We start from the raw sequence: 21,337 nt of genomic DNA on the forward strand, positions 1-21,337 counted from the left end.
CCGAGATCGCCGAAATCGCCTTACCGGCGATCGAGCCCTCGCCCGACATCTTCTGGATCAGGTGTTCGTAGAGCCGGTCGATGTCGAGCGGGTTCTCGCCCACCAGGAACGGTCGCATTCGCTCGATGACCGCGGTCTCGCCCCCGCCCCAGTAGGCCTCGCCCGTGCCGACGACGCCGGCGTCGGTGTAGACCCGGACGAGCACCCACGGATAGTTGCCGTCGACCATCGCGGTCTGGACGTCGGTGATCTCGGCGTCGCGGATCGACGCGTCGTCCTGGATCCCCATCGAATCGCCCGAGAGGTCCCGCATCGTGTACTCAGCGTTCGGGTCGCTGAGCTGTGTGTAGTCTACCATCGTCGGTAGTGAGTTCACCGGAGAGGCATAAATACGGATCGGAGCATCGACACTCGTTCCGGGAGACGGCGCGAGCCGACCGACACGAGGTAGCAAAACCTATTAGCACCGCCCTCGGAATCGCCATCGATGTCGGATTTGGAAATCACGGATTTCGAGACGTACCTCGTCGCGAATCCCTGGAAACCCTGGGTGTTCGTCGAAGTCGAGACCAACGAGGGTGTCACCGGGCTGGCCGAGGCGACGACCCACGACAAGCCGCGAACCGTCGCCGCGGCGATCGACGAGATGTCGAACTTCTTCATCGGGCGTGACCCCTTCGACACGGAAGCGCTCTGGCTGGAGATGTACCGCGACGAGTGGTTCTCGAAGGGCGTCATCAACACCACCGTCTGCTCGGCGATCGACATGGCCTGCTGGGACATCAAGGGGAAAGTCCTCGACAAGCCCGTCTACGAGCTTCTCGGTGGGGCCGTCCACGGAACGGAGCTTCGGACCTACGCGAACGGCTGGTATCAGGACACGGGCCACACGCCCGAGGGCTTCGCGAAACAGGCCCAGAAGGTCGTCGACGACGGCTACGACGCGATGAAGTTCGATCCCTTCGGGACCGCGTGGCAGTCGATGTCCCGGAAGGAGCAGAACAACTCCGTCAACATCGTCGGCGCGATCCGCGAGCAGGTCGGTCCCGACGTCGACCTCATGATCGAGTGCCACGGCCGCTTCTCGGCCGGACAGGCCGTCGAGATCGCCCGCGAGATGGCCGAGTTCGAGCCGACCTGGTTCGAGGAGCCCTGCCCCCCGGACTCGATCAACAGCCTCGCGGAGGTCGCGCGGAAGTCGCCGATCCCCGTCTCGACGGGCGAGCGCCACATGACGAAACACGACTTCTACGAACTCGTCACCCGGACCGACGTGGACCTCTTCCAGCCCGACCTGATGAACACTGGCGGGATCACCGAGGGCAAGAAGATCGCCGGCCTCGCCGAGGCCGACCACGTGGACCTCGCGCCGCACAACCCGCAGGGCCCGGTCGCGGGCGCTATCTACGGCCACTTCTGTACCTCGATCCCGAACTTCCGGATCCAGGAGATGTTCCAGACCTACGACGTCGACTGGGTCGACGACCTCATGAACAAACCGCTGGTCGTCGAGGATGGCTACATGCAGATCCCGGAGGGCCCCGGGTTCGGTATCGAACTCGACCACGACGTCGTCGAGGAACACGAGTACACCGAGGACAAGGTCCACACCATCGACCTGTGGGAGAGCGGCTGGGAAGAGCGCGCCGACGAGAAGCGGTAGACCGACACCCGCACCCCACGACCGGCCCGACGGTCGTAGCGGTTCGGTATCGCGAACCCTTTTTATCGAACGACCGATGATACTTAGGTATGTCACTCACAGACTGGCTCGACGACTACGAGGAGCGGGACTGGCAGACGGCGACCGACGGGACGGTTCGCTACGCGCTGGTCGGGCTCGGCTGGTGGGCCACCGACGTCGCGATGCCCGCGATCGCCGACTCCGAGTTCGGCGAGACCACAGTGTTAGTCAGCAGTTCGAGCGAGAAGGCCGAGCGGGTCGCCGAGGAGAACGACGTCTCCCGGGGGATCACCTACGACGAGTTCACCGAGGGCGAGGCGAGCGAGGAGTACGACGCGGTCTACGTCTGCACCCCGAACGCCCACCACCTGGAGTACGTCGAGGCGGCCGCCGAGCTCGACAAGGGCATCATCTGCGAGAAGCCGATGGAGGCCAGCGTCGAGCGCGCCGAGCGGATGGTCGAGGCCTGCGAGCGCGAGGACGCCCCGCTGATGATCGCCTACCGGATGCAGACCGACCCCGCGATCCGGCGCGGGCGCGAACTCATCGAGGCGGGCTTCGTCGGCGACCCCGTCTCGGTCTACGGCCACAACTCCCAGCCGCTCCTCGAGATGATCCCCGACACCGACCAGTGGCGGCTCACCCCCGACCTGACCGGGTACGGGACGAGCGTGATGGATCTCGGGATCTACTCGATCAACACCGCGCGCTACCTCCTCGACCGCGATCCCGTCGCGGTGCAGTCGATGCTCGCGACCGAGCACGACGCCTTCGAGGGGCTCGACGACGAGCGCGCCGCGTTCATGCTCGACTTCGACGGCGTCGAGATGGTCTCGACCGCCACCCAGAACGCGCACAACGACTCCCAACTGGTGGTCACCGGCACCGAGGGCCAGATCGAGTTCCGGCCCGCCTTCCACGGTGAGTGTCGCCTCCGCATCGCCCGCGACGGCCGCTCGGTGGACTTCGACCGCGAGGAGTTCGGGGCCGTCGAGGAGATGCGCGAGGAGTTCGACTACTTCGCCGACCGGCTCCTCACCGACGCGCCGGTCGACCCCAACGGCGAGCACGGTCTGGTCGACCTCCAGGTCGTCGAGGCCATCCACGAGGCCACCGAAACGGGTGGAACGGTCGACGTCGGACGATAAACGAACCGTTCGTTCGACCCCGATAGCGGGGTTCGTCGGCGTTACTCGGTCTCCCGGTCGACCGCGTCGGTGACGTCCGCGAGGTGATCGGTAAAGAGCCCGACCTCGACGCCGAGGGTGACGTACTGCACGCCGGCCTCGATCCAGCGGTTCGCGATCTCGGGGGTGTCGGCGAACGCGCCGACGACGACGTCGGCCTCGGCGGCCCGCTCGCAGACGTGGTTCATTAGCTCGACGACCCGGTCGTCGGTGACCTCCCCTGGGATCCCCAGCGACTGCGAGAGGTCGTACGGTCCCAGGAAGACCACGTCGATCCCCTCGACCGCGAGAATCTCGTCGATGTTCTCGACGCCGCGCTCGCCCTCGACCTGGACGACGAGCAGGGTCCGTTCGTTCTGGTCCTCGGTGTAGGTGTCACTGCCGACGTACTCGCCAGCGCGGACGTACTGGGAGAGCCCGCGACTGCCGAGCGGGTCGAACCGGGCGGCCTCGACCGCCGCCTCGGCGTCGGCACGGGTCTCGACCTGGGGGACTTGGACGCCCGCGGCACCGAGGTCGAGCGCGCGCTGGATCTCGGCCTCCTCGTTGGCGCGGACCCGCACGAGCGGGGCGACGCCCGCGTTCTGGGCCGCGGCCGAGAGGTCGAGCGTGGTCTCGGCGGTCAGCGGGCCGTGTTCCTGGTCGTAGACCACGAAATCCATCCCGGCGACGCCCACCATCTCGGAGACCATCGCGGAGTCGAGGAGCTGGAAGGTCCCGACGGCCACCTCGCCGTCCCGAAGCCGGTCGCGGATCGAGTTCGTTAGCATACCCCCTCCTCCTCTTCGAGGGGATAAGAAACGCCCGGTGGACCGACGTTGACCCGTACCGATCCCCCGTGGTTCCTATGTGGGGAGTCGGTCGTTCCGGGGAGGGGGAGAGCAGCCGAGACTCACCGGTTCTACCGAAGAACGTGACACGCAGTTCCACGATGAAGAACGCTTCGCGTGCTGAAAGCGATATAGTTTCACCAAATGAAGGATTGTTCATCGATCGAGAACGCCGCAGTCGGGTTCGAAACGGGAGTCGGTATGGGGGAGTGGCGGCGGAGCGGCCGGTCAGGGCGGAGAGAGGGCGTGCGCTCGGAAGCGAGTGCCAGTACGGGTCGTGATACGGCGCATCGCCGGCCGTCGTCCGAGGGGATCTCATCGGATCGATCGGGTTCGACAGTCCTGAATTTCGAAGAATCGAACGTCGGCGTCGAATTCGACCCGATATCGAACGATCGTCGCTCGTCTTCCGAGAGAAGATCGAGGATAAGGGGCGAAAATCAGTGCCAAACCCGAGAAGGGGACCCCACAGTAGTCGAGCGGTGTTCATCCATAACGAATACGATGGATTCGACGCACGATGGCGTCACCGATCGTTTCGACGAGTTCGTCAGGCCAGGATGGGGTCGTCCGCCGGCAACCGGTTCGGCATCGGTGCCGACAAGGGTTAAATAGCGCACCGCCAAAGGGAGAACGAATGCAGCAATCGAGCACGGCGTCGAGAGCCGAGAGCGACGAGCGGACGTGCAAGATCGACCGGATCGCGGTCGAGTACGACCTCGGCGACATCGCCGAGGAGCTCGGGGAGCTCTGGACGCGCGAGGAGGAACGGTACAGCCTCCGACGGCTTGCGACCCACTTCAATCGCCGCCTGCTCCGGGCCGCGATGGAGCGAAACGGGATGGACGTCCTCGAAGGCGAAGCCGAGAACACCTACCGGCTCCTCACCGATGACGACGTGAGCGTCGGGACCCGAACCCAGGCCCGCAATCGCCTCCGGAAACAGGGGGTCGACATCGAGGCGGTCGAATCCGCGTTCGTCTCCTACCAGACCGTGAACCGTCATCTGAAGGGCTGTCTCGACGTCGAGCGCCCGGCGGAGCCGGACGAGGACGACATCGAGAAGGCGACACAGCGCATCGCCGCCCTCCGCAACCGAACCGTCGTGGTCACCGAGAACACCCTCTCGCAGCTCCGTTCGGCCGACGAGATCACCCTCGGCGACGCCGACGTCTTCGTGGACGTCACCGTCACCTGCGCGGACTGTGGGACCCACACCACCGCCCGGGAACTCATCGCCGACGGCGGCTGTGACTGCGAGTGAGCACGGGCCGTAACACCCATACTTGTGTTATCGGGTCCGGAAACGGGACGAGACGGGGGTTTTCGGCGACGACCGAGTCGTTCTAGACGAAGAACGAACCAGCTGTCGTCAGAAAAATTCACTCGTCTTTTGTTCCCCGATCTCGATGTTTGTAGCGGCTCGGTAGTGGTCTCGGTGGAGAGAAAATTGACCCAACACTCGGTGAGTGAGTGGGACATCGTCGAGACACGGATCGTTGATCGGTCGACGTTACGACCGTGTCGCGCTCCAGACCCGGTCCCGACGACCGTCGGTTTCGGTACCGGCCGCCACCGACCTCGTTCGGGTCGTGGTGCACGACAATCCGGCCTCCGACATCAACCGACGAACGTGTCGTCGGCAGTACTCCACGTCGAAGGTCTCCGCGATGTAGCGCTGGGCGAGGGTCGTCGTCCACGCCGTCGCGTCGTAGCCGACCGCCGTCGGCGCGTCGTGGAGCGCCGCCGCGAGTCGGTCCAACTGGTCGGGCGAGAGCGCCCGTGACTGTCCGGGTTTGGGGCCGCGTTTCTGGTCGTAGAGCACCTCCTCAGGGGGTTCGGTTTCGAGTCGGTCGAGCCGGGCGAGCCAGTTGTGGACGGTCCCCTCCGAGACGCCGTAGCGCGCCGCCAACGTCGGCTGGGTGACCGACTCCTCCTTGTAGTTGAGCGCGAGCATCAGGCGCTGTGTCGGTCGTTTGCCCTCGACCTCGTCCAGCAGACCACGGAGTTCGTCGGCGGTCACGTTTTCGAGATGGGCCATACCCTTTGTCGGGGCTCTATCATCAAATAACTTGAGCCATCTCGGTTCGAACGGGCGAGGCCGTCGACTCGCGTGGTGGTTCGTGTAGCACGAAACCCTGTAGAGAACTCGAACTATCGACCCAGATCGAGCATCGAGTTTTGATCTCTCGTCAGTGGCCGACGCGTCCCTCGTAGACCACCCCGCGACCGGCGTCGAGGGTGACCTCGTCGCCGTCGGCGAGCGAGTCGGGGAGCGAGACGTTCGAGACCATCGGGAGGCCGGTCTCGCGGGCGACGATCGCGGCGTAGCCCGTCACGCCCTGGTGGGCGCTCACGACCCCGCCGAGTTTCGTCGGATCGCCCGTGAACTCGTCGTCGAACGTCTGTGGGACGAAGAGGACGGCCCCCTCGGGAACGGTCGTGAGGTCGCCGTCGGGCGCGTAGTGGAGCGGACCGGCGACCCGACCCGTGACCACCGACCGGCCCGAGGCGAGCACCTCGGCGGCGACGTGGAGTTTGAGCATGTTGGTCGTGTTCGCGCCTTCGAGGTCGGTCATCAGCCCCGCGAGCACGACGACCGTATCCCCGCTTTCGGCGACGCCCGCCGCGAGCGTGGTCCGGACCGCGTTCCGGATCACGTTGTCGGTCCCCTCGCCTTCGCCGGTGAGCGGCGCGTATCGAGGGAGGACGCCAGCCGAGAGACAGAGCCGCCGGCGCACGCGGTCGTCGGGTGTGACCGCGACGATCGGCACCTCGGGGCGGTATTTGGCGGTCTTGAGCGCCGTGTAGCCCGATTCGGTGGCCGCGACGACCGCGGTGGCGTCGGTGTCGCGGGCGAGGTAGCGCGCCGACCGCGCGAGGACCCCAGTGCGAGAGTCGTCGGGCTTCGGGACGGCCTGCTCGACGTGGTCGTCGTACTCGGGGCTGCGCTCGACCTCGCGGACGATCCCGCTCATCGCCTCGACCACTCGAACCGGGTGGTCGCCGACCGCGGTCTCGCCCGAGAGCATCACCGCGTCCGTCCCGTCGAGCACCGCGTTCGCGACGTCCGAGGCCTCCGCCCGAGTCGGTCGGCGCGAGTGGGTCATCGTGTCCAGCATCTCGGTCGCCGTGATGACCGGTGTCCCCTCCGCGAGACACTCCCGGATGATCCGTTTTTGGATCAACGGGACCTCTTCGAGCGCGCACTCGACGCCGAGGTCGCCCCGCGCCACCATCACGCCGTAGGCCGCCGCCACGATCCCCTGGAGGTTGTCGACCGCGTCGGCGCGCTCTATCTTCGCCACGACGGGGATGTCGGCGTCGCGGGCTTCGAGCGCCTCGTTCACGGTGTAGACGTCCGCGGCCTCGCGAACGAAGCTCATCGCCACGAAGTCCACCTCGGCCTCGGCCGCGAGGTCGAGTTCGCGCTCGTCGGCCTCCGTCAGCACGTCGAAGCCGAGGTCGACACCGGGGATGTTGACGCCCATCCGCCCGCGCATCGACCCGCCGGAGTCGACGTGAGCGCGCACGACCTCGCCATCGACCGACTCGACGGTGGTCTCGATCCGGCCGTCGTCGAGCAGGACGGTGTCGCCGGGCTCGACCGCGGTGATGGATTCGGAGAGGCCGACCCGGTCCGACGACGTTTCGGCACCCTCGACGAATTCGACGGTCGAACCCGCCGCGAGGTCGAGGTCGGCGTCGAGCGGCGCGGTCCGGACTTCGGGGCCCGAGAGGTCGAGCATCGTCGCGACCGAGTCCTCGGTGGCCTCGTCGACCGATTTGACTCGTTGAATGAGGTCGGCGCGCTCGTCGGTGCTCCCGTGGCTCGCGTTGAACCGCGCGACCGACATCCCGGCCGCGACGAGCGCCTCGATGGTCTCGCGGGACCCCGAGGAGGGCCCGAGGGTGCAGACGATCTTGGTGTTGTTCATGCGATCACCCACTCCCGGGCTGGTACTTCGGTCCATCGGTCGGCCCGATGGCTCATAGCACGACGGTCTTGCGGCGGACGAACCGCTCGATGCTCACACCGAGCCCCTCCCGACCGATCCCGGAGGCCTTGTTGCCGCCGAACGGGAGGTCGCCGAGACCGTGCGAGGGCGCACCGTTGATCCGCACCGCGCCGGCGTCGATCCGGTCGGCCAGATCCATCGCGCGGTCGTGGTCGGTCGTGAAGACCGCGGCGTCGAGCGCGAGGTCGCCCGCGTTCGCCACTTCCACTGCCTCGTCTTCGTCGGCGATCGTGGTCACGGCGACCACGGGCCCGAACTGTTCCTCGGTCACGATCCGCGCGTCGTGGGGCACGTCGGCGAGCAAGGTCGGCTCGACGAACCGGCCCTCGCGGTCGCCGCCGCGGACGAGACGCGCGCCCTTGTCGAGCGCGTCCTCGATGAGCTCCTCGACCCAGTCGGCTTGATCCTCGGAGATCAGCGGCCCGAGGTCGGTCTCCTCGTCGAAGAGGTCGCCGACGACCCACTCGTCCATCGCGGGCTCGATCCGCTCGACGAGGTCGTCGTGAACCGACTCGTGGGCGAGTACGCGCGAGACCGCCGAGCACCGCTGGCCGGCGTACTTCAGCGAGCCCTTCGCACAGGCCGCGGCGGCGGCGTCGAGATCGGCGTCCGGGAAGACTACGGCGGGTGCGTTGCCGCCGAGCTCCATCAGGAGGTTGACCATGCCGCTCTCGCGCGCGACGTGCTCGCCCGCGCCCGACGAACCCGTCATCACGATCGCGTTGACCGTGTCCGACCCTGCGAGCACGTCGCCGATCTCGCTCGCCGCACCCGGCACGAAGTTGAACGCGCCCTCGGGAACCCCGGTCTCGGCGATCACCTCGGTGAGGATCCGACCGGTGACCGGGGTCTGGCTCGCGGGCTTGAGGACCACGCAGTTACCCGCCGCGAGCGCGGGGGCGACGTGGAGCGCGGTCGTCATGAGGGGGTAGTTGTACGGCGCGATCGACAACACTGTGCCAACCGGTTCGGGTTTGACGAGCGCCTCCCAGCCCTCGTGGCCGTCGGTGGTGCCGGTGCGGTGCTCGCCGGTGAGGCTCCGGGCCTCGCCGGCCGCCCGCCGGAAGCGCTCGGCGGCCGAATCGACCTCGCCGCGGGCGCTCGATACCGGTTTGCCCGCCTCCCGGACGATGGTCTCGGCGAGTTCGTCCTTCCGGGCTTCGAGCCCCGCGGCGATCGCGTCGAGCCACTCGACGCGTTCGGGGATCGTGGTCTCGCGCATCCGCGCTTCGGTCTCCGCCGCCGCATCGAGCGCCGCGGTCGCCTCCTCGGGACCCGCGGCCGCGATGTGCGCGAACGTCTCGCCCTCCTCGGTGAGGTCCTCGACCGACAACCGTCCGTCGGTCGTTACCCACTCGCCGCCGACGTACGGACCGCTCCGCTGCTGCTTGGTTGCGGATGCCATAACCGATCTTTCGCGGGCGGACACAAGAACGTTACTGCGACGAACGATGATGGCGTTTCCGTGGTTCTGCGACCGACTGGAACGGCATCAGGCCGGTCCCGAATCGAGCGGAGTCAGAGGCATCGTTCTGTAGAACAGAACAAATTGGTCGGTATCGGTCCTCCGTGGACCGACCCAGCTCGATCAAACGGATCTGCGGAACCCATACGGGTGGAAATGCTGGGTCTGGACGGCAAGACGAAGCCCGCTGTTCGGAAAGACAGAACACTCATATGGGTACGCGACCGGTGTTCCGTATGGATACCTCCGAAACGCCGAACGTCCCGGTGAAATCGGTCGAACGGTCGATACGGCTGGTCGAGGCGGTGCAGCGCCGGAGCGGGGCGAGCCTCACCGAGCTCGCGAACGACCTCGGCGTGGCGAAGAGCACCGTCCACAACCACCTCCTCACGCTCGAACGCCACGGCTACCTCGTTCGGACGGACGACACGTTCCACGTCGGATTCCGGGCCCTCGACCACGGTGGGTTCGCACGCGAACGGGTCCCCGGCTATCGGTTCGTGCGCTCGGAGCTCCACGACCTCGCGGACGAGACCGGCGAGCTCTGCCAGTTCGTCGCCCGACAGGGCGGCGAGGGGTTCGTGCTGGTCCAAACCAGGGGTTCGGACGCCGTCGAAACCCAGTTTCGGGTCGGGTCACACGGTCCGCTCCACAGCCTCCCCGGCGGCAAGGCCGTCCTCGCCCAGCTCCCCGTCGAACGCATCAGCCGGATCGTCGAGGAGAACGGGCTCGGGGCGACGACGCCCGCGACGATCACCGACCCCGGGGAGCTCTTCACGGAGCTCGAACGGACCACCAACCGTGGGTACGCCGTCAACGACGGCGAACACAGCCCCGGCCTGAACGCGGTCAGCGTCCCGGTCGAATCCGAAGCGGCGGTCCTGGGCGCGCTCTGCGTCGTCGGCCCAACCCACCGACTGAACGACGACGCCACCGAACGACGCCTCTCGAATCGGCTCCTCGAAGCCGCCAACGAACTCGAACTCAACGTCACCTACTCGCGGGCGTAGACCGAATCCCGACCCGAACGAGTTCTGGATAACAGAACACTGGACGAAAGAAGAGAGGTCGGCACCGAATCGCGATGAGACGAACGGGACGTGACCGCATCGTAACAGATGTAGATTTGTTCCAAACCGGTCCGCCATCGGACGGTCGATCATCGAGGAGGATGCTTCCATCGAGAAGAACACTTCGACACTATAAGAAAATGCACAGTCGCTCTCATGAACTCGCTTCACTTCGACGGAGTTCCCGAGTCTGGATCCTCGACGGATCGAAGGATTACGTGCGGGAACAGATCCAATTCGGATTCGCTGAGGACACTCTGACGGGGCCAAGCTGCACAACAACGACATCTGTGATGGAATAGCCACGGTAGTCACGGCCGAAGCCCGACGGATGACCTGCTCTCACCGGCCAACGATCCGGTCGCTGTCGATCGCTCGGGAGAGTACGAAATCGAGATATTTCGGCGGATCTCCGGTGTTTTATTCAGCAAGTTGGGGAATTAGCAGGTTCTAATTCGACTTTGTGGCCTCTCGATAGCGGTCTCGTCGATAGTGTCGAAGTCCGTCGGCATGTGGGAAGATGTTTGTAATTCGCTTGCTCCGTTTCCCGTCGTGGGGACTGGTCCGCAGTCGAATCCACGAGCCGGACGGGCGAACGGGATCGACTGGTCAATCCATGTGTTCCGCGTAGAGCGCCGACCGGTCGACGATGTTCTGGACGGTGGTTCTCGTGACCCCGGCCAGCTTCGCGGTCGAGCGCTTGCTCTTGCCGTCGCGGAGCCGCTCGATGACCAGCAGCGCGGTGTTGAAGTCGTCGTTGGGGACCAGTCGTCCGTTCTCGCTGTCGAACCCGTAGGGCGGCCGACCGACGTGTTTGCCGCTCGCCTTCGCGGCGTGGATCCCCTCGCGCGTTCGTTCCGTGCTCACCGACGCTTCGATGTCCGCGGCGATCGACAGCCCCTGCAGTATCGCGCGCTCGTCGGGAGCGTCGGTTCGGTCGGCGTGAACCGTCCCCGGCTCACCCAGTTCGAGACCGATGTCGAGGACGTGGAGGGCGACCCCCGCGTCGAGGAGCGTCTCGACGAACTCGTTGAAGTCCACGACCGTCTTCGCGACGCGGGCGGCGTCGGTGACGATGACTCGTCCCACCGCCGCCGTCGCGACCCGGTCGAGCATCGCCTGATAGCCCGACGACTGGTCGGCACGCGCTTCGGCCCCCTCGTCGGAGAACATCGACACGTTCGCCGGGTTGAGGTCGAGGTCCCGCTCGGCGTACCTGAGGATGCGCTCGCGCTGGTCCGCCACCGTCCCCGTGTTTGGCAGAACGCGGACGTAGCCGACCGTCGCCCCTTCCGTCGTGCTTGTATCGCTTTGTGTCGCCATCGATCGAAGTTCGTTGACGGTCTCGGTTGCCGCCGATATGTGCGTTGCGGATGGCCGGGCAGTGGCCGTCCACGCCGGTTTCCCGTTTCGGTTACGGCTCGTGACCGATGCCTGAGTTTAACCCAGGGGTTATTAACACCCTGCCAGTACAAGCCGGCCCGGTATTCGGACGCTGGCCATAAGCTACATACATCTCTCTCGACGGTATCGTGGCCGACACGCTTGAGAGGGTGGTAGAAACTAATGGATATGAGCAATCGAGCGCTGGGCGAGAGCATGCAATGACTGGCGACCGAGGGTCGGCCTCGACGCGGCGGAACGTCCTCCGTGCCGGCGCGCTCGCGGGGGTTGGAGCGCTCTCGGGATGTATCGGGTCGGGGGCGACGACCGGGCGGGAGCTGACGATCGGCTATCAGCCGTACTACGCCGAGGCGTGGTCCGCCGTGGTGATAAAGAACGCCGGGTTGGCCGAGGAGTTCCTCCCGTCGGGCTACTCGGTCAAGAACTGGGACTCCGCGCTGCAGGGGTCGATCGTCGGGACGCGGATGATCTCGGGGAAGAACCAGGTCGGCTACACGGGCGACATGCCGACGATCACGGCGATCGCGAACGACAGCACCCCGATCAGCGTCGTCGGTCTCGCGGGCTACTCGGAGGGCCAGCAGTGCAGTCTCGCGGTGCGACCCACCGGTTCCGGGGTGACGGAAGTCCAACAGATGGACGGCCGGGACGCCGCGGTCACGACCGGGAGCTGCACCCACCGATTCTATCTCAACGTCGTCGAACAGACGGGCGTCCAACCGAACCTCGTCGACAACTCGATCGGGAACATCCTGGCCGAGATCCGCCAGGGCTCGCTGCCGGTCGGCTTCGGCTGGGAACCCAACATGGCCCGAACGGTCTACCAGGAGGACGCCGCCGAGTACTTCGTCAGCGGTTCGGAGTTCGACACCGGCGACGCGGCGGGGATCATCATGCCCGATTCGTTGATCGAGAACGACCGAGAAGCCGCGATCGGCTGGCTCAAGGCCGAGCTCAGGGCCAAGGAGATCATGGCCAACGACCACGAGCGCACGCTCGACCTCGTCGCCGAGGAGGGCGATCTCGCGACCTACGACCGATCCGTCCTGCGCTCGTGTCTCTACGAGAGCCTCCAGCTCGACCCCTCGATCAACCGGCTCGAACTCATCACGGACTACGCGGCCGTCCCACAGGCCAACCGATTGATGACCCAGCAGGGTCCACGGTTCCTCCAAGACCAGGGTGCGATCGCCGCGCTGCCGGCCGATTCGAGGTACAAACCCGGGCTCACGCAGACGGCGGCCGACGAGCTCGGCGTCGGGACCGGACTCGGCCGGTTCGACAGGTCGAACGGATCGAGTGAGTCGAGCGGATCGAACGAGTCGAGTTCGAACGCGACGGGGACGAACGCGAGCACGTCCGGGGGCGGACGATGAGCACGCAGTCGTTCTCCGAACGGTTGCTCGGCGACCGGGCGGGTCTCGGCGTTCCGCGTCGGGTCGTCCAGCTCGGGTCGGTGCTCGGGTTCCTCGTCGTCTGGTGGGCGCTCGTCCGGTTCGGCGTCCTCGGCTTCGAGTACCTGGCCGACCCGGTCGAGACGGGGACGAACATGCTCGCCTACCTCGCCGGCGAACCGATGGCGAGCGGCGGGACCATCTATCTGCACGCGGCGTACTCGACCTTCCGCGTCGTCTTCGGCGTCGGCATCGCGGCGGTGCTAGCCGTCCCGCTCGGGCTCGCGATCGGGACGAGCCAGCGCTTCGAGGACTACACGTTTCCGGCACTCGAGATCCTCCGACCGATCCCGCCGGTCGCCTGGGTCCCGATCAGCGTCCTCCTGTTGCCGGCACTCGATCTCCTCGGGATTCAGGTCAGCCTCGCCGTCCTGTTCGTGGTCTTCATCGGGGCCTTCTTCCCGATCCTCATCAACACGGTCGAGGGCGTTCGCACGATCGAGGACGAGTACACGCGGGCCGCCCACAGTCTCGGTGCGGAGGGGCTCCAGGTCTTCCGATACGTCGTCTTCCCGGCGACGCTCCCCTCGATCCTCACCGGGATATCGATCAGCATCGGCCTCGGCTGGATCACGGTCGTCGCCGCCGAGATCATCGCCGGCAACTACGGCCTCGGGTACACGATCTTCCAGGCCTATCGCCTGCTCCAGACCGACGTCGTGCTCGTCGGGATGGTCGTGATCGGCGTGCTCGGCTACGCCTCCTCGGCGCTGGTGAACCGCTACGCCGCACGACGGATGCCCTGGAGCGAGCGTGAGAGCCGATGACGGGAGCACACCACGACCGCGTCGCCGTCTCGCCGACCGCCGGTCGCACGACCGTACCGACTACCGAACGAACTCGACCGACCAACGACCACCAATGAGCAACACCAACCGGAACACGACCGAGGCTGTGTCCAGTACCGAATCGAAGACCGTGACCGCGACGAACGGAACGCAGGCGAGCGAAACGGGGGCGATCGAGATCGACGACGTCACGAAGGTGTACGACCCCGAGGGCGACCACGTCGTCGCCGTCGAGGACATGAACCTCGACATCGGAGCCGACGAGTTCATCACGATCCTCGGCCCCTCCGGGTGTGGGAAAAGCACGGTGATGGAGTGCATCGCGGGCTACCTCGAACCGACCGAAGGCGAGGTCCGCGTCGACGGCACCCGCGTGAACGGTCCCGACCCCTCCCGGGGCGTCGTCTTCCAGTCCAATCGTCTCTTCCCGTGGCTGACGATCGCCGAGAACGTCCGGTTCGGCCCACGGATGCGAAACGAGGTCGACGACGAGCGCGTGAACGACCTGATCAAGCAGATGGGGCTCGACGGCTTCGAGGACTCCTATCCCCACGAGCTCTCGGGCGGGATGCAACAGCGCGCCGAGCTCGCCCGGCTGTTCGCGAACGACCCGGACATCATGCTGATGGACGAACCGTTCAGCGGGCTCGACGCGATGACCAAGGAGCTGATGCAGGAGGCGCTGCTCGAGGTCTGGGAGAACGAGAGCCGAACGGTGATCTTCATCACCCACGACGTCGAGGAGGCGATCTTCCTCGCCGACCGGGTCGTCGTGATGAGCGCCCGACCGGGTCGAGCCAAGGACGTCCTCGACGTCGACCTCGACCGGCCCCGAAACCTCGATATGATCACGAGCGACGAGTTCACCCGCGTCAAACGCCGCGCGCTCGACCTCATCCACGAGGAGGCCGAACGCGCGATGGAACAGGCCGCGGGACGGGTCGATTGATGGCGACCGTCGAGAACGAACGCGGCTCCGAGTCGGGATCGGGGTCCAGCTCGGGGACCGGTGGTTCGGTCACCGTTCCGCGACCGGTCCGCCGTGTCACCTCGGTGCTCGCCTTGCTCGTGCTCTGGGCGCTCGCGACCAACCTCGGGCTGCTCAGCGAACTGCCCTCGCCGCTCGCCGTCGGGACGACGTTCCTCGACCAGTTCGCCGAGGTGTCGTTCTGGAGCGCCGCGGCCGTGAGCACGGCCCGGATCTACGTTTCGTTCGTCCTCGCGCTCGTTCTCGCCGTCCCGATCGGGTTGCTGATCGGCTGGAATCGGACGTTCGCGGACGCGGTCTATCCGGCGCTCGAGATGCTTCGCCCGGTGCCGCCGGTCGCCTGGATCCCGGTCGTCGCGCTCGTGTTCCCGATCGTCTCGGTCGGTGCGGGTGCGCTCGACTACCCGGTCGATACGGGCATCCTCTTCATCACGTTCCTCGGGGCCTTCTTCCCGATCCTGCTCAACGCGATCAGCGGGGTCAAACAGATCGACGAGGAGTTCCCCCGAGCGGCCCGGTCGCTCGGCACGTCGCCGTTCCAGACGTTCCGATACGTGGTCTATCCCGGCGCGCTGCCGTCGATCCACGCGGGAATGGTGAGCGGAATGGGGCTCGCGTGGGTCAACCTCGTCGCCGCAGAGATGATCGCCGGAAGCGGGCTCGGCTACCTCACCTGGTCGTCGTACATCGCCGGCGACTACGCGAGCATCGTCGTCGGTATGCTCTCGATCGGTCTGCTGGGATACTGCTCTTCGCTCATCATTCGACGGGTCGGCACGCGTCTGCTCCCGTGGAACAGCACGGAGTGAGCGGGAAGGGAGAAGCCAGGGGAGCGGTGTCCGCTCCCTCGGAAACGCGAACTCGGTCCTCCGTGTTCGAAAGTCGATAGCGGAGCCGAGCGAGTTCACACCCACTCGTAGAACCGTTCGAACCCTCGACGACTGGGCGCGCGATTTCGGACTGCCCTCATGATTGCGGAAAGTTCGTACGTCCGGATCCGATCCCGGCTGGAAGATGAGACGACAGTCGGTATAGAGGAACTGTGATACACGACAGAAGAGGAATAGTGGGGTCAGAGAGTCGCCGAATCAAGGTTGATGGTTTGGTTCGTGTGGACTATCTATTAGAAGTGCAACTGAGAGACGCGCCGAATAGAGCTGTGGCCCAACCCACGGCTTTCGACCGGACTACGGAGTGCTATCCAACTCCGGTTCGCTTCTGCAACAGTGTGAGCGTATTCTGTGCCGGCACAATCGGTGAGTGCTCGTATTCGTCGGTCAGGGCGACCCAGCAAGATGAAGATACGCTGTGGTTGCTCCGAAGAAAACGGCAACTCCTTCGGGTCGGCGGATTCGGTTGGGGCTAAGCGCGAGCATATGCTTCAGCTCGCTCTTTGAGCGCTTCGTTCATCTCCCTGAATCCCTGTGCAGTGGCTTCCTCGTTCAAGAATACCGGAACCAGGATCCCGGAGAACTCCTCACGCTGGACGAATCGCACGCGGTCGCTGTCAAGTGCTTGAATGTGGAGTTGATGGTGACCATCAAACACCTTCGGGATGAGCAGCCGACCGAGCCACTCCAAGCGCCTACCGCGCTCGGCAGTGAGCACTGTTGGACGGAACGTCATACCTCTTGCTCCCGGTGGTTGGATGTGTATTTTCAGTTGTTCGCCGCGATGGGTCTTCCCAGTAGCTTCGGTGATAAACGGGTTCCACTCGTCGTACTCGCCGAGATCGGTGAGAATATTCCAGACGACCTCTGCTGAAGCATTGATTTCGATATCTGTCTCGATTACATTCATTTTGTGAGTTTCTTGTCCGACGTCGTATCAGTACCGTCTCAACGTCGTTACCTCCTTATGGTGCCAGGATGATTTCTGGATTGTGCCATACATGTGCGGCTAGTTTATTAGCTAAGAAATTTAAGGGTATAGACAAACTGAACGATTTCTACGCGCTAAATCATCGGTCGATAGAGCTGAAGAAGTCCCACTCGAAGCTCGGAGAGCGACACCATGCGATACATCACCCTCAATTTAGAAGCCCCTGATACCGGCTTTCACCCAGCGAACCAACTGCTCGCAAACGACCCAGCGATACAACGTGGGGCGATCCATTACATTGACCTCATCGCCGATGGGACTAGCGTGCTCCTGTATCAGATTTACGGTGACCTCAACCGAGCAATGACATTGCTGAGTGACTCTGAGAGCGTGCTGAGCGTCGACGTCGTCGGCACAGACGAAGGACTTGTCTATCTTCACACTTTGCCAACGTCGCTCACAAAAACGTTGTTGGCTATTCCACGGAACCACGGGGTCGTGCTCGAAACACCAGTTAAGTTCGTCCCCAGTGGTGGGGCGAAAATCACGTTCGCGGGTGAGGAGAAGGCTCTAAATGGAGCGGTCGCAGCCATTCCTCCCGAAGTCAAGGTCAGCCTCGAACGGACTGGAACATATCATCCTAGTGGGCAGAATCTCGTCTCGCTACTAACTAACCGCCAGCGGGAAGTTCTCTGGATAGCGGTCACTGACGGCTATTTTGAGTCACCACGAGCGACCACTCTGGCTGGGATCGCGGACCGCCTTGACCTATCGAAGGGAACAGTAGGCGAGCATTTGCGAAAGATCGAAGCAAAAATCCTGCCGCTTCTCGTGGCATGAAAGTGTTAAAAGTGACAGGTTTGGACTGCATTGTTTTCGCTGAGCGGGTTTTCTCAAATGTCATGCTGCTATCTCAATATCTATCGGCATCAACGAATTTGAGAGCCGACAGAATCGGTTTCAGGGAGCTTTCACGAATTGTCCTCTGCATTGAGAGCACCAATCTCGACTTCTAAATGGCGCTGATGATGTGAATGGGGAAACCCATCCGAGAGACACGCTAGAGAAAGCTTTCGCTCACATCCAGTCGTTCGAACCCGCTTCAATCAACGCTTTCGTAAACCTGCCCCGAAAAGACCATTTCTTACTTTGGTCTAGATATTTGGCCAGTATTGCTTCAGGATAACCCTGGATTGAGCGCCGAAATCGTTGCGTCTTCCGATGTACCGGTAACGTCGTCTCCGAGTCCAACAAGTTTGGCGCTCTCGACCCAGAGCCGTCTCGCCAGTTCTTCGTCGTGTGATTCGAGCGACGAACCGGCGATCTCTCGCTCAACGAAATACTCGCCGGAAATCGTCTTCAAAGCTGGTTCGGTGACGAGCCATGCGAGGTTCGAGCCGCTCGTTTTCGGACTGTTCACGCCGGGAAACATCTGGAGTAGTGGCATCACGTGATTCCAGAGAAAGCGGACCACACCACCTCGGTCACGCGCGAGTCCAGTTCCCGGCATGAGTCCCGGGTCGAACGCATTCGACGTTATCCGTGGGATCGGAACGCCAGTACTCAATGCGCGGAGCCGCCGGTCGAGCTCGTAGGCGGTGAGCAGGACCGCCAATTTCGAGGTCGTGTATCGCTTTTGACCGAGATTTCCTGGGTCGGTTTCAGGGTTCTCATCGGGAAACGCGAGCGCCTGGACATCAGTGAGCTCCGGTGCTGGCATTCCGACTGTGCGTGTCCAGAACTCTGTCGGGTCATGGGCTCCGCTCGAAACGAAGACGACCCGTCCTGAGGATTGAATTCGGTCGAGAAGGAGATTCACGAGGAGGAAATGACCCAGATGATTCACACCGAACGTGAGTTCGAAGCCGTCTTCGGTGTAGGTAGTGCCGGTCGTCTGCTGAATGCCGGCGTTACAAACAAGCGCTTCGAGCGGGGGGAGTGTGTCCGTATCGAGACGGTTGCAGACGGTCTCTGCGAACCTGCGGACCGAATTGAGCGACGCGAGGTCCAGTTCGAGTGTACTGATATTGCCGTTCCTGGTTTCAGCCGAAAGCGCCGAGGCTGCACCGGTAGCGCGCTGTTGGTTCCGACTCGCAAGGATAACCTGCCAGTCCCGATTAGCCGAAAGGACGTTCCGTGCGCATTCGTAGCCGAGCCCTCTGTTCCCGCCCGTAATGATGACGGTACGAGTTGGTGTGTCTCGAGTCACGTTGCTGATCAGACTGTTAGCAAGCTAACGAAGATGATAAGCTTATTGGTAGATATTTTGACTTTCATCGCCCATGTTCTTCGCAATACGATTGAGCATCCGCGTTAGTTCGGCAACATCCGCGTGGCTGAACCCCTCGAGGAACTCTTCGGTAAAGGCTTCATTCTCCTCCTCAGTCAGGGTTTGCAGCAACTGCTCGCCGGAGTCCGATAGAGATACGAGATTGACACGGGCATCCTCAGGACTCTCCGTACGCGTGACCAGCCCACGTTCTTCGATGGTATCGAGGATGCGAGCGAGTGTAGGGCCCGAAACACCGAGCATCTCCGCGAGAACGTGCTGTTCAGCCTCGGGATGATAGTAGAGGGCGATGAGAACGTCATTTTGAGCGGCAGTCAGGTCGTATCGAGCGAGACCCTCATCGAGGTGTTTGCGTGTTGCTTGATGAGCGCGCTTGAGTGCGAAAACAGTTGGATGCATTAGTTGGGTATTTATTTAGCAAGCTAATATAAGTGAGCCCTCGTCTACGGACACGTAGCTGTTGATGGGGGACGCTGGTCCGACGACTCAACTTTTGTGTGGAGTGATTGATGTAAAGCGCAGTAACGGTTAGCACTCATCATCTCCGACTTCCCCATTCAACCCACGACCCAGTATAATTCTTCACTGAGTCGAACCCAAGCAACTCGGACAGAACAAACCAGAACAACGAGGATCGATACCCAGCAGCGCAGTAGAGAACGATGTCTTGATCTGTGCTCAATTGGTTGCGCTCCGCGATGGAGCGAAGCTGTTCGACCGATTTCAGTGTGCCGTCCTGATCAACGATCGTTTCGAGTGGTATGTTAGTACTTCCAGGGATGTGTGGTTTACTGAAGAGTGAATTTTTGATAAATCGTGGTATCGCGTTCGTTGAGAGTTCTCCTCTCAACATAAGAGTGGCCCAGATGAGCGTGTATATGAGAGAGCCCGTATGCTCTTTTGGATCGCGAACACTGATTATAGGGTCGCCACGGTTGGTTGCTCGTTCAACTTCAGTGATTGTTGCTCTGATTTCAGGGCGACCTGTAGAGACTTCATATCGCCGTGGGTCGAAATCGCTCGGTGAGTTCGTGGTTGGATAACCCATTTCATTCCAATATTCTTTTCCACCGTCCAGGAGACAGACAGTATCGTGTCCGAAATAGGCGAAGTACCAATATGCATAGGCAGCAGAGGTATTCTTCTGGCCACTATAGAGAACTACAGTTGACTCGGGTGTGATTCCGAACTTCCCGACGACTGTTTCGTACTTCGATCGTGAGAGCATATCGAAGTTCTTCGTGACTTCGAACTCATCATCCAGATCGAGAATTGTTGCACCGGGAATATGACCACCTGGTAATTGAGGGAGGCCGCCAGTGATTTCAACGAGTCGAAGATCGGGATCATTCTGTTGAAACTCATTGAGACGCCCTGCTACCCATTGTGGCGAAACCAAAGAGGCATTGGAAGCCATTCAACCAACCAACTGGTTGGTTGGTATTGTATTTGCCGGTTTTATAGTAACAAATTTTTGATGTTTCTCATTGGTTCTTTCCATAAAACCGTCTAAGGAGAACACAGTTGTGACGGCGCGTTCAACCAAGCACTATGCCCCGGAAGGAGTTCTTTGAGCAGGAACCTACGAACAGTCGTGAAGCGATAATGCAATCTACATTTTACGTCTTGTGGGATGAGGGTTACGACCAACTCACACTTCAACGAATAGCTGACCGTACAGACCTCCACAAATCAACGCTCTATCATCACTTCGATACGAGGGAAGAGCTACTCAAAGAATTTTTAGATTATCTCATCCAAAACAGTCACGAAGCACTATTTGTTTTCGACGCAGAGAGAGCTCCACAAGAAGCGATCGAACAGTTCATCAAAGTAATGATTCAGGGGGAGACTTCGAAAGTACCGGAGACAGAGACTGAAAACATTCATGCACTCCAAACAACACTCTTCGTTGAGCTGCGGAGTGTGGCGGTACACAACGAGGAATTCCGTGAGAGGTTTACAGAGCTAGACAACCTCCTCAAGCAGCATCTCTCGTCGATAATTCAGGACGGAATCGAACAGGGTGAGTTTAAGCAAGTGTCTATCGGGGCAATGGCAGAGACTCTCGTTGCACTCGCAGCCGGCGAAATAGTACGACGAGGTACGACCATGGATGCTGCTTCCGGACAGGCACTTAACGATGTCCACGATCTGATTACCGAGTGTTTGTACGCGAACAATTCGTCCTCCGAGTAATTGCTATTGTACCTGAGCACATCCGCTCATTTCGTCATGTGTTTTACGACCTGTCGGAACTGTATCGATGCTCGCCTGCTAATTCAACGGTTTTCACAACACATTATGATCAGGTACATAGAACACAGTTGAGCCAGG

At 62.5% G+C, this 21,337-nt stretch carries 19 protein-coding genes and 1 pseudogene; 10 read left to right on the plus strand and 10 right to left on the minus strand.

Annotated features, from left to right (window positions below; all coding sequences use genetic code 11):
• Positions 1-358: pseudogene (locus tag D3261_RS16070) on the minus strand (mandelate racemase/muconate lactonizing enzyme family protein); the annotation flags it as partial.
• A 129-nt stretch (positions 359-487) separates the two neighbouring features.
• On the opposite strand from D3261_RS16070, the gene D3261_RS16075 reads away from it, so the two are divergent.
• Together D3261_RS16075 and gfo6 are read left to right on the plus strand one after the other, a co-directional pair.
• Positions 488-1,663, plus strand: coding sequence for a mandelate racemase/muconate lactonizing enzyme family protein (locus tag D3261_RS16075; RefSeq protein WP_120074120.1), 1,176 nt, complete (start codon positions 488-490; stop codon positions 1,661-1,663).
• An 89-nt stretch (positions 1,664-1,752) separates the two neighbouring features.
• A complete protein-coding gene (gene gfo6, locus D3261_RS16080) occupies positions 1,753-2,832 on the plus strand; it encodes a D-xylose 1-dehydrogenase Gfo6 (protein ID WP_120074122.1) in 1,080 nt (359 codons plus the stop codon).
• Positions 2,833-2,873: 41 nt separating this feature from the next.
• On the opposite strand, the gene D3261_RS16085 is transcribed toward gfo6, so the two are convergent.
• Positions 2,874-3,641, minus strand: a complete 768-nt coding sequence (locus tag D3261_RS16085; protein WP_120074124.1) for an HpcH/HpaI aldolase/citrate lyase family protein — start codon at positions 3,639-3,641, stop codon at positions 2,874-2,876.
• Between the two features lie 697 nt (positions 3,642-4,338).
• On the opposite strand from D3261_RS16085, the gene rdfA reads away from it, so the two are divergent.
• The gene (gene rdfA, locus D3261_RS16090; RefSeq protein ID WP_120074126.1) at positions 4,339-4,965 is read left to right on the plus strand and encodes a rod-determining factor RdfA; all 627 of its coding nucleotides are present in this window, start codon (positions 4,339-4,341) and stop codon (positions 4,963-4,965) included.
• Positions 4,966-5,214: 249 nt separating this feature from the next.
• Here rdfA and D3261_RS16095 read toward each other — a convergent pair whose 3' ends face one another.
• The 3 genes from D3261_RS16095 to D3261_RS16105 all read right to left on the minus strand — a co-directional run bounded on the left by D3261_RS16095 (position 5,215) and on the right by D3261_RS16105 (position 9,125).
• Positions 5,215-5,742 carry a winged helix-turn-helix domain-containing protein gene (locus tag D3261_RS16095; RefSeq protein ID WP_120074128.1) on the minus strand — a complete coding sequence of 176 codons (528 nt, stop codon included), beginning with the start codon at positions 5,740-5,742 and terminating at the stop codon, positions 5,215-5,217.
• A 151-nt stretch (positions 5,743-5,893) separates the two neighbouring features.
• Positions 5,894-7,639 carry a pyruvate kinase gene (pyk, locus tag D3261_RS16100; protein ID WP_120074130.1) on the minus strand — a complete coding sequence of 582 codons (1,746 nt, stop codon included), beginning with the start codon at positions 7,637-7,639 and terminating at the stop codon, positions 5,894-5,896.
• 52 nt (positions 7,640-7,691) lie between these two features.
• Positions 7,692-9,125: an aldehyde dehydrogenase gene (locus tag D3261_RS16105; RefSeq protein ID WP_120074131.1), complete on the minus strand. Its 1,434-nt coding sequence runs from the start codon at positions 9,123-9,125 to the stop codon at positions 7,692-7,694.
• Positions 9,126-9,421: 296 nt separating this feature from the next.
• On the opposite strand from D3261_RS16105, the gene D3261_RS16110 reads away from it, so the two are divergent.
• The gene (locus D3261_RS16110) at positions 9,422-10,195 is read left to right on the plus strand and encodes an IclR family transcriptional regulator (protein ID WP_120074192.1); all 774 of its coding nucleotides are present in this window, start codon (positions 9,422-9,424) and stop codon (positions 10,193-10,195) included.
• Positions 10,196-10,864: 669 nt separating this feature from the next.
• Here the strand turns inward: D3261_RS16110 and D3261_RS16115 are convergent.
• On the minus strand, positions 10,865-11,578 hold the full coding sequence (locus tag D3261_RS16115; RefSeq protein WP_120074133.1) for a recombinase family protein: 714 nt from the start codon (positions 11,576-11,578) through the stop codon (positions 10,865-10,867).
• 281 nt (positions 11,579-11,859) lie between these two features.
• On the opposite strand from D3261_RS16115, the gene D3261_RS16120 reads away from it, so the two are divergent.
• The 4 genes from D3261_RS16120 (at position 11,860) to D3261_RS16135 (ending at position 15,698) form a co-directional block, all read left to right on the plus strand.
• The gene (locus D3261_RS16120) at positions 11,860-13,035 is read left to right on the plus strand and encodes an ABC transporter substrate-binding protein (RefSeq protein WP_120074135.1); all 1,176 of its coding nucleotides are present in this window, start codon (positions 11,860-11,862) and stop codon (positions 13,033-13,035) included.
• A complete protein-coding gene (locus D3261_RS16125; protein WP_120074137.1) occupies positions 13,032-13,880 on the plus strand; it encodes an ABC transporter permease in 849 nt (282 codons plus the stop codon). The genes D3261_RS16120 and D3261_RS16125 overlap by 4 nt, the downstream gene beginning before the upstream one ends.
• Before the next feature lie 94 nt (positions 13,881-13,974).
• Positions 13,975-14,850 (plus strand): ABC transporter ATP-binding protein, encoded by an 876-nt coding sequence (locus D3261_RS16130; RefSeq protein ID WP_120074139.1) that lies wholly within the window; start codon positions 13,975-13,977, stop codon positions 14,848-14,850.
• Positions 14,850-15,698, plus strand: a complete 849-nt coding sequence (locus D3261_RS16135) for an ABC transporter permease (protein ID WP_120074141.1) — start codon at positions 14,850-14,852, stop codon at positions 15,696-15,698. Before D3261_RS16130 ends, D3261_RS16135 begins: the two co-directional genes overlap by 1 nt.
• Positions 15,699-16,251: 553 nt before the next feature.
• On the opposite strand, the gene D3261_RS16145 is transcribed toward D3261_RS16135, so the two are convergent.
• Positions 16,252-16,689 (minus strand): SRPBCC domain-containing protein, encoded by a 438-nt coding sequence (locus D3261_RS16145; protein ID WP_120074143.1) that lies wholly within the window; start codon positions 16,687-16,689, stop codon positions 16,252-16,254.
• Positions 16,690-16,902: 213 nt separating this feature from the next.
• On the opposite strand from D3261_RS16145, the gene D3261_RS16150 reads away from it, so the two are divergent.
• Positions 16,903-17,550, plus strand: coding sequence for a helix-turn-helix domain-containing protein (locus D3261_RS16150; protein ID WP_120074145.1), 648 nt, complete (start codon positions 16,903-16,905; stop codon positions 17,548-17,550).
• A gap of 337 nt (positions 17,551-17,887) precedes the next feature.
• Here D3261_RS16150 and D3261_RS16160 read toward each other — a convergent pair whose 3' ends face one another.
• From D3261_RS16160 to D3261_RS16170, 3 genes are all read right to left on the minus strand, one after another.
• Complete coding sequence (locus D3261_RS16160) at positions 17,888-18,919, minus strand: SDR family NAD(P)-dependent oxidoreductase (protein WP_120074148.1); 1,032 nt, start codon at positions 18,917-18,919, stop codon at positions 17,888-17,890.
• A gap of 42 nt (positions 18,920-18,961) precedes the next feature.
• On the minus strand, positions 18,962-19,399 hold the full coding sequence (locus tag D3261_RS16165; RefSeq protein ID WP_120074150.1) for a MarR family winged helix-turn-helix transcriptional regulator: 438 nt from the start codon (positions 19,397-19,399) through the stop codon (positions 18,962-18,964).
• A 139-nt stretch (positions 19,400-19,538) separates the two neighbouring features.
• Positions 19,539-20,417 carry a sulfurtransferase gene (locus tag D3261_RS16170; RefSeq protein WP_120074152.1) on the minus strand — a complete coding sequence of 293 codons (879 nt, stop codon included), beginning with the start codon at positions 20,415-20,417 and terminating at the stop codon, positions 19,539-19,541.
• Positions 20,418-20,551: 134 nt separating this feature from the next.
• On the opposite strand from D3261_RS16170, the gene D3261_RS16175 reads away from it, so the two are divergent.
• Positions 20,552-21,199 (plus strand): TetR/AcrR family transcriptional regulator, encoded by a 648-nt coding sequence (locus D3261_RS16175; RefSeq protein ID WP_120074154.1) that lies wholly within the window; start codon positions 20,552-20,554, stop codon positions 21,197-21,199.
• The last annotated feature ends 138 nt before the right edge of the window (positions 21,200-21,337 follow it).

Origin of the sequence: Halococcus sp. IIIV-5B (genome assembly GCF_003602035.1) — an archaeon.
Classification (GTDB): domain Archaea; phylum Halobacteriota; class Halobacteria; order Halobacteriales; family Halococcaceae; genus Halococcus; species Halococcus salsus.